This is a genomic window from Stenotrophomonas sp. 21LCFQ19 (genome assembly GCF_056861425.1).
Window position 1 is genome coordinate 112,453 of record NZ_JBSPUF010000015.1, and the last position, 8,765, is coordinate 121,217.

The 8,765-nt window shown below is 63.8% G+C and carries 4 protein-coding genes and 2 rRNA genes; 4 read left to right on the plus strand and 2 right to left on the minus strand.

Going from position 1 to position 8,765, the window contains the following annotated elements:
- Nucleotides 1-106: 106 nt before the first annotated feature.
- From AC13FW_RS16405 to AC13FW_RS16420, 4 genes are all read left to right on the plus strand, one after another.
- Nucleotides 107-493, plus strand: a complete 387-nt coding sequence (locus AC13FW_RS16405) for an I78 family peptidase inhibitor (RefSeq protein WP_482989772.1) — start codon at nt 107-109, stop codon at nt 491-493.
- A gap of 307 nt (nt 494-800) precedes the next feature.
- Nucleotides 801-5,255 (plus strand): glutamate synthase large subunit, encoded by a 4,455-nt coding sequence (gene gltB / locus AC13FW_RS16410; RefSeq protein WP_482989773.1) that lies wholly within the window; start codon nt 801-803, stop codon nt 5,253-5,255.
- Nucleotides 5,256-5,386: 131 nt separating this feature from the next.
- Nucleotides 5,387-6,832, plus strand: coding sequence for an FAD-dependent oxidoreductase (locus AC13FW_RS16415; RefSeq protein ID WP_482989774.1), 1,446 nt, complete (start codon nt 5,387-5,389; stop codon nt 6,830-6,832).
- Nucleotides 6,833-7,162: 330 nt separating this feature from the next.
- A complete protein-coding gene (locus AC13FW_RS16420) occupies nt 7,163-8,035 on the plus strand; it encodes a methylglyoxal synthase (protein ID WP_482989775.1) in 873 nt (290 codons plus the stop codon).
- Nucleotides 8,036-8,396: 361 nt separating this feature from the next.
- On the opposite strand, the gene rrf (AC13FW_RS16425) is transcribed toward AC13FW_RS16420, so the two are convergent.
- Together rrf (AC13FW_RS16425) and rrf (AC13FW_RS16430) are read right to left on the minus strand one after the other, a co-directional pair.
- A 5S ribosomal RNA gene (gene rrf / locus AC13FW_RS16425) occupies nt 8,397-8,511 on the minus strand.
- 131 nt (nt 8,512-8,642) lie between these two features.
- Nucleotides 8,643-8,757: ribosomal RNA gene (gene rrf, locus AC13FW_RS16430) — 5S ribosomal RNA — on the minus strand.
- Nucleotides 8,758-8,765: the final 8 nt, after the last annotated feature.

Sequence of the window (8,765 nt, forward strand, 5' to 3'; positions counted from 1 at the left end):
GCAAATAAACGGTGGCGGAGTATCGCGCAGTGCTTTGCGACGCAGCGTCAACATGGCCGTCACTTGGCGATATGCTTGGGTCGTCCCTCAATAGCTTGGAGTCCTGATGCAATTCCCGTCGACGCCGCGCGCCCTGCGCCGCCCCGCCGCCCTGATTGCCACCGCTGCACTGTTGCTGGCCCTGAGCGCCTGCACAAAGCCGGCCCCGGAAGAACAGGATGAGGCACTGAACCAATCCCAGCAGGCCGCTGAAGCCGCTGCTGCGCCCGCTGAAGCCACGCCGCCGCCGGGCGCCTGCGACGCCAGCCAGGTGCAGGGTCTGGTCGGCCAGACCTATACCGAGGCCATGCAGGCCCAGGCCAAGGAAGACGCCGGTGCCAGCGATGTACGCGTGCTCAAGCCCAACCAGCCGGTCACGATGGAGTTCATCGGCGAGCGCCTGAACATCGAAATCGACGACAAGGGCACCGTCAGCGGCGTCCGCTGCGGCTGAATTGGCAGCGCCAAAGCCTTGCTGGGCAAGGCTTTGGTTGCGCTCGCAACGATGTATTGCGGCGTTGCAACAACTGTGATTTAGTCGAACCATCCGGTGACCTCAAGGTGCGCTCCAGGTTGAGCACATCATGTGCATTGGATGGGCGCGAGGGCGCTTGGGTCAGGCGTAAGACGCCATCGGGGCGTGCGCCGGGTCTTATCCCAACAGCACGTGCGGCAGCACGGCGCGAACCATCTGATAGGCATGACGTGCTCTGCGAGCGGGCAGGAGTGTCGCCGCTCACCTGAATCGCACCGAGGCACAGATGGCAGTCCGCACCCCGCAAGGGCTTTACGACCCGCAAGACGAACGCGACGCCTGTGGTTTCGGCATGGTCGCCCAGCTCGACGACCAGCCATCGCGCCTGTTGGTGGATACCGCCATCGCCGCCTTGTCGCGCATGACCCACCGCGGTGGTGTTGCCGCCGACGGGCTCACCGGCGACGGCTGCGGCCTGCTGCTGCGCAAACCCACCGTGTTCCTGCGCCAGCTGGCTGAAGAAGCCGGCATCGCGCTCGGCCCCAACTTCGCCGCCGGAGTTGTGTTCCTGCCGCACGATGCTGATGCTGCGCAGCGATGTCGTGCCGAACTGGATGCACAGCTGCGTGCCGCCGGCTGCCATCCGCGCGGTTGGCGTGAAGTCCCTACCGATGACAGCGTTTGTGGCCAGCTGGCGCGCGACACGCTGCCGAAGATCGAACAGGTGTTCGTCGATGCCGACATCGAGCAGAGCGCCGAGCAATTCGCACTGGCCCTGTTCATGGCCCGCCGCCGCAGCGAACAGGCCCTGCGCGATGTCGCCGACTACTACGTCACCACGCTCAGCGCCGAAGCCATCAGCTACAAGGGCATGGTGCTGCCGGACAAGCTGAGCACCTTCTACCCGGACCTGCAGCGCCACGAACTGGCATCCAGCGTGGTGGTGTTCCACCAGCGCTTCTCCACCAACACCATGCCGCGCTGGCCGCTGGCGCACCCGTTCCGCATGCTTGCCCACAACGGCGAGATCAACACCATCGAAGGCAATCGCCACTGGGCGCAGGCGCGCAGCAAGGTGTGGAAGACGCCGAAGTTCGACATCGCCGAGCTCGACCCGGTGATCTCGATGCACGGCTCCGATTCGCAGAGCATGGACAACATGCTGGAGCTGATGGTGGCCGGTGGCATGGAGCTGATCCAGGCGCTGCGCATCCTGGTGCCGCCGGCAACCCAGTCGCTGGAATTCAAGGACGCCGACCTCGCTGCGTTCTATGAGTTCTATGGCTTGAACAGCGAGCCGTGGGACGGCCCGGCCGGCATCGTCGCCTGCGACGGCCGCTACGCCGCCTGCACCCTGGACCGCAATGGCCTGCGCCCGGCGCGCTGGATGCTGACTTCCGACCGCCACTTCCTGGTCGCCTCCGAAGCCGGCGTATGGGAAGTGCCGACCGAGCGCGTGGTGCGCAAGGGCAAGCTTGGTCCGGGCCAGATGATGGCCATCGACCTCAAGCGTGGTGACCTGCTCGATTCCGAAGCGATCGACCGCATCAACCGTGCACGTGCGCCGTACAAGCAATGGCTGCACCAGGGCGTGACCTACCTGCAGACCGAGCTGATCGATCCCTCGCTGGCCGAGGAACCGTTCGACGAAGCGACGCTGCGCAGCTACCACAAGCTGTTCCAGCTCACGACCGAGGAACTGGAGCAGGTGCTGCGGCCGCTGGCCGAAACCGGACAGGAAGCCACTGGCTCGATGGGCGATGACACGCCGATCGCCGTGCTCAGCCGCCACACCCGTCCACTGTACGACTACTTCCGCCAGGCCTTCGCGCAGGTCACCAACCCGCCGATCGATCCGCTGCGCGAAGAGTGCGCGATGTCGCTGACCACCCAGCTCGGCAAGGAGACCAACATCTTCCATGCCGGTGCGGAGACGGTGAACCACGTCATCCTCAACTCGCCGGTACTGAGCCAGCGCAAGCTGCGCCAGTTGCTGAAGATGGAGCAGTACGTCGAGCGCAATCGCTTGATCGACCTGTCCTACAGCGTCGAAGAAGGCCTGAAGGCCGGCATCGAACGTATCTGCGCCGAGTGCGAACAGGCTGCACGCGATGGCGTGGTGATGCTGTTGCTGTCCGACCGTTACCCGGTTGCTGATCGGCCGATGGTGCATGCACTACTGGCCACCAGCGCCGTGCATCACCATCTGTCCAAGGTTGGCCTGCGCTGCGACGTCAATCTGATCCTTGAAACCGGCACCGCGCGCGATGCGCACCATATGGCTTGTTTGCTGGGCTTTGGTGCGACCGCGGTGTATCCGTACCTGGCCTACCAGACGCTGTTCGACCTGGGCCGGCGCGGCATCCTGCAGTTGAAGAAGGGCGGTGAGGTCTCGCAGATCGGCCGCAGCTACCGCAAGGGCATCTACAAGGGCCTGAGCAAGATCATCTCCAAGATGGGCATCTGCACCATTGCCAGCTATCGTGGCGCGCAGTTGTTCGAAATCGTCGGCCTCGATCCGGACGTGGTTGCACTGTGCTTCCCGGATACCGCTGCCCGCATTGGCGGCGTGGGCCTTGCACGCCTGGATACCGAAGCACGCGAGCTCACCGTGCGTGCCTGGAACGATCTGGCGCAGCCGGAAGTAGGCGGCCTGCTCAAGTACGTGCACGGCGGCGAATACCATATGTACAACCCGGATGTGGTGATGACGCTGCAGCGCGCATCACGCACCGGCGATGCCGAAGACTGGCGCAAGTACATGGACGCGGTGCATTCGCGCCCGACCTCGGCGCTGCGCGATCTGCTGCAGCTCAAGCCGGCAGCAACACCGGTGCCGTTGGATGAAGTGGAACCGGCCGAAGCACTGTTCAAGCGTTTCGACACTGCTGCCATTTCCTTGGGCGCACTGTCGCCGGAAGCGCATGAGGCGCTGGCGATTGCGATGAACCGCCTCGGCGGCCGCTCCAACTCCGGCGAAGGCGGCGAAGATCCCGCCCGCTATGGCACCGAGAAGCGTTCCAAGATCAAGCAGGTGGCCTCCGGTCGCTTTGGCGTCACCGCCGAATACCTGGTCAATGCTGAGGTGCTGCAGATCAAGGTCGCGCAGGGCGCCAAGCCCGGCGAAGGTGGCCAGCTGCCCGGCCACAAGGTCAACGAACTGATCGCACGCCTGCGCTACGCCAAGCCCGGCATCGGCCTGATCTCACCGCCGCCGCACCACGACATCTATTCGATCGAAGATCTGGCGCAGCTCATCTACGACCTGAAGCAGGTCAATCCGGATGCGCTGGTGTCGGTGAAGCTGGTCTCGCATGCCGGCGTCGGCACCATTGCCGCTGGCGTGGTGAAAGCCGGTGCCGACCTCATCACCGTGTCCGGCCACGATGGCGGCACCGGCGCCTCGCCGATCAGTTCGATCCGCTATGCCGGCGTGCCGTGGGAGCTGGGCGTGGCCGAGTCGCACCAGGCACTGGTCGGCAACGACCTGCGCAGCCGCACCATCCTGCAGACCGACGGTGGCCTGAAGACCGGCCTGGATGTGGTCAAGGCTGCACTGCTGGGCGCCGACAGCTTCGGCTTCGGCACCGGGCCGATGATCGTGCTCGGCTGCAAGTACCTGCGCATCTGCCACCTCAACAACTGTGCCACCGGCGTCGCCACCCAGGACGAGCGCCTGCGCGCGGGTTACTTCACCGGCCTGCCGGAGCGCGTGGAGAACTTCTTCCGCCTTCTGGCCGAGGAAGTGCGCGAGTGGCTGTCGTACCTGGGCGTGCGTTCGCTGGATGAAATCGTCGGCCGCACCGATCTGCTGCAGCAGCTGGAAGTGTCGCCGCGCGAAGGCGTCAAGGTCGATCTGTCGCGCCTGCTCGCGCCTGCGCATTACGACGGCGCGCATTGCGCCGCGCAGCGCCTGTACCAGTCGCCGGACAGCCTGGCCACGCAGATGGACAACCTGCTCGCCGCTGCCATCGCCAACAAGCAGGGCGGCGAGCACCGCTTCCTGATCCACAACACCGACCGCTCGGTCGGCACGCGTCTGTCCGGCACCATCGCCCGCGCGCATGGCAACCACGGCATGAGCGAAACACCGTTGAACCTGCGCTTCCGCGGCACTGCCGGGCAGAGCTTCGGCGCATTCAACGTCGGCGGGCTGAACCTGGAAGTGGAAGGCGAAGCCAACGACTACGTCGGCAAGGGCATGGCTGGCGGCCGCCTGGTGGTACGTCCGCCGCGCGGCGCCCGCTTCGAGGCGCGGAACACTGCCATCATCGGCAACACCTGCCTGTACGGCGCGACCGGCGGCGAGCTGTTTGCCGCTGGACGCGCAGGTGAGCGCTTCGGCGTGCGCAACTCCGGCGCACTGGCAGTGATTGAAGGTGCTGGTGACCACTGCTGCGAGTACATGACCGACGGCGTGGTCGCGGTGCTTGGCAAGGTCGGCCTGAACTTCGGTGCCGGCTTCACCGGTGGCCTGGCCTATGTGCTCGACGTCGACCGTGATTTCGTCGATCGCTACAACCATGAGCTGATCGACATCCACCGCATCTCGACCGAAGGTTTCGAGAACCATCGCCAGCACCTGCACACCTTGATCGGCCGCCACCGCGAGTTGACCGGCAGCATCTGGGCGCAGCAGATCCTCGACGAGTTCCGCGACTACGTCGGCAAGTTCTGGCTGGTCAAACCCAAGGCCGCCAGCATCGAGTCGCTGGCCGAATCCCTGCGCCGCGCCGCCTGACGCATTGTCTCCCTCTCCCGCCTGCGGGAGAGGGCCGGGGTGAGGGCAGCTTTAAAGCCCCCTCATCCGCCCCTTCGGGGCACCTTCTCCCGCACGCGGGAGAAGGGCTCCTCCAGACGTAACGAGTTCCCATGAGCCGCAAGCAAGCCTTCCAGTTCCTCGATCTGCCCCGCACCATGCCGCAGCGCATTCCGGTGGAATTGCGCACGTCCGGCGATTGGGGCGAGCTCTACGGCAAATTCGACAAGGGCGATGCGCAGTACCAGGCCGGCCGCTGCCTGGATTGCGGCAACCCGTATTGCAGCTGGAAGTGCCCGGTGCACAATGCCATCCCGCAGTGGCTGCAGCTGGTGCAGGAAGACCGCATCCACGAGGCGGCGACGCTCTGCCATTCGACCAACCCGCTGCCGGAAGTCTGCGGCCGCGTCTGTCCGCAGGATCGCCTGTGCGAAGGCAGCTGCACGCTGGAAGAGTTCGGCGCGGTCACCATCGGCGCGGTCGAGAAGTACATCGTCGATACCGCGTTGGCCACTGGCTGGAAACCTGATCTGCATGCCGTTGAGAGCACCGGCAAGCGCGTGGCCGTCGTTGGTGCAGGCCCCGCGGGTTTGGCCTGTGCCGATCGCCTGGCGCGTGCCGGTGTGCAGGCCGTGGTGTTCGATCGCTACGAACAGATTGGTGGCCTGCTGCAGTTCGGCATTCCCAGCTTCAAGCTGGACAAGAGCGTGATCGACCGCCGCCGCGAGATCCTCGAAGGCATGGGCGTGCAGTTCCGCCTGGGCGTGGAGATCGGCCGCGACATCAGCATCGAGCAGTTGCAGGCCGACTACGACGCGGTGTTCCTCGGCACCGGTGCCTACCGTTACACCGACGGTGGCCTGATCGGGCAGGACCTGAAGAACGTGCTGCCGGCACTGCCCTTCCTGGTACAGAACAGCCGCATTGTCAGTGGCAACGACCCGAAGGGCCGGCCGATTGCCGGCTGGGAAGACCAGATCGCCCTGCCCGACCTCAACGGCAAGCGCGTGGTGGTGCTGGGTGGCGGTGACACCGGCATGGACTGCGTGCGCAGCGCGATCCGCCTGGGCGCGGCCAAGGTGACCTGCGCGTATCGTCGTGATGAAGCCAACATGCCGGGCTCGGCGCGCGAAGTAGCCAATGCCCGTGAAGAAGGCGTGCGCTTCCTGTTCAACCGCCAGCCGCTGGCGATTGAGGCCGGCGCAGATGATGAAGTGATCGGCGTGACCGTGGTCGAGACCGAGTTGAGCGCACCGGACGCCAATGGTCGTCGCAATGCGGTGGCCATTGATGGCAGCGAATCGCTGCTGGAAGCCGATGTGGTGATCATCGCTTTTGGCTTCTCGCCGACATTGCCGGAATGGCTTTCGTCGCAGGGCGTGGAGGCCAGCAGTAACGGTCGCATCATTGCCGGTGGTGCTACGCGTCTGCCGTTCCAGACCCATAACGCCAAGCTGTTTGCCGGTGGTGATGCGGTTCGCGGTGCGGACCTGGTGGTGACGGCGGTTGCTGAAGGCCGTGATGCTGCTGAGAGCATTGTGGCGTTGTTGAAGCGGTAGAGCTCAGCAAGCGCGAATAATCGTTAGAAGCGAAAAGCGCCCTCACCCCTACCCCTCTCCCGTTGATACGGGAGAGGGGACTACTTCGGTATTGTTTGTCTGACGACTGCCGAGTTCACTGCTTCGGCTCTTGGCTTCGGCTGTGGCTGTGGCTCTGAACTACCAGTTCGCGTAGTAACGACCTGCTCCCTTCTCCCGCTTGCGGGAGAAGGTGCCCGAATGGGCGGATGAGGGGAGCTCTTGCTCTGGCATGGCTTTGGCTCCAAGGCCACCAACTAACCGACACGCAGCTGCCCTACACTCAAGAACTCCGCACAAAGAGAAATCGCAATGCGCATCGGCCTGGCAGCAAACCGTCTCCATCACGAAAGCGCCGACGCTGCGTTGTTCCGCTGGCTGCGCGCCAGCGAAACCGGGATACGCGAACTGGGAGTGGAGTTGCATGCCGTTGGCCGCACCTACGACGCCATCGCCAGCACCCATCCCCTGCAGGATTACCCCGGACTTCAGCGCTATCCCAACGGCCGCGAAGGTGGCCTGATGAAGCTGGTGGCCGAAGTCGTAGGCATGGGTACCCCGGAGCGCACACTCGATGGCGCGATCTACTTCATTGACCCGGTCGATCCCTCATCGGTGTTCCCGGAAGCCATCGCGCTCAAGCGCCAGTGCGTCATCCACGGAAAACCCTTCATCTCCACGGTGGCCACCGCACGTGACTGGATTGAAATGGAGCGCATCCACGCCGGCCTCGCACCGGACCCGGGCGCCGACGATCTACATGACTTCAGCAAGCAGACGCTGGCACTGATCGCCCACGACGCGCGCAAGCCACAGATGCTCGCCTTCGCATCGGAGCACTTCGACGTGTTGTCGCAGTTCGAACATCGCATCGGTACCGGCACCACCGGTCAACGCTTGAACGAGATGGCCTGGAGCCGCGGCTGGCCACGCGACCAGGAATGGATCCACCGCTTCCAGAGCGGCCCGCTAGGCGGAGACGCGCAGATTGCAGATCGCGTACTTGAGCACCGCTGCCAACGCGCGATCTTCTTTGAAGACCCGCATGTGGCGCGCCAGCATGAAGCGGATATCCAGTTGTTGGAGCGCGCGGTTACCACGGTCACCGATGAGGCCGTGTGCATCACCGCACCGAACATCGCAGCCCGCTGGGCAACTGCCGCGCAGATACGCCAGAAAGCCTGACCGTAGTGCCGAACCATGTTCGGCAGGTGCATTCCAAGCAGCGCCTACAGAACCCCAAGGCGTCTGCTTTGGCTTTGGCTTTGGCTTTGGCTTTGGCTTTGGCTTCAGCTTTAGCCTTTGCTGTTGCTGTTGCTTTAGCCCTTCTCCCGCTTGCGGGAGAAGGGTTGGGATGAGGGGAGCTTTTGGCTTTTGGCTTTTGGCTTTTGGCTTCTGGCTTCTGGCCTTTGGCTTCGCTCAAGCCTTTCCGCATCGTTGTTTCTATGAGCTTCGCGGCTTACGCCGCTCCTACAGGTACGCGTGCGCCTTTGTTTCGCACAAAGAAAAACCCCGCTGCTTCTGGCAGCGGGGTTTTTGGTTTAAATCCTGACGATGACCTACTCTCGCACAGCTTAGGCTGCACTACCATCGGCGCAGCTACGTTTCACTTCCGAGTTCGGGATGGGATCGGGTGGTTCCATAGCGCTAATTTCATCAGGAAGGCGGTTTGAGCAGCGCGTTGCGCCAGCTCCAATGCGTTTCCTTGCGGAACTGAAACCAGGCTTTAAAACCCCTGGCTTACATAAAAAGACGAACCCCGCTGCGTGAGCAGCGGGGTTCTAGGTAAAAACCCTGACGATGACCTACTCTCGCACAGCTTAGGCTGCACTACCATCGGCGCGGCTACGTTTCACTTCCGAGTTCGGGATGGGATCGGGTGGTTCCATAGCGCTAATTTCATCAGGGAGACGGT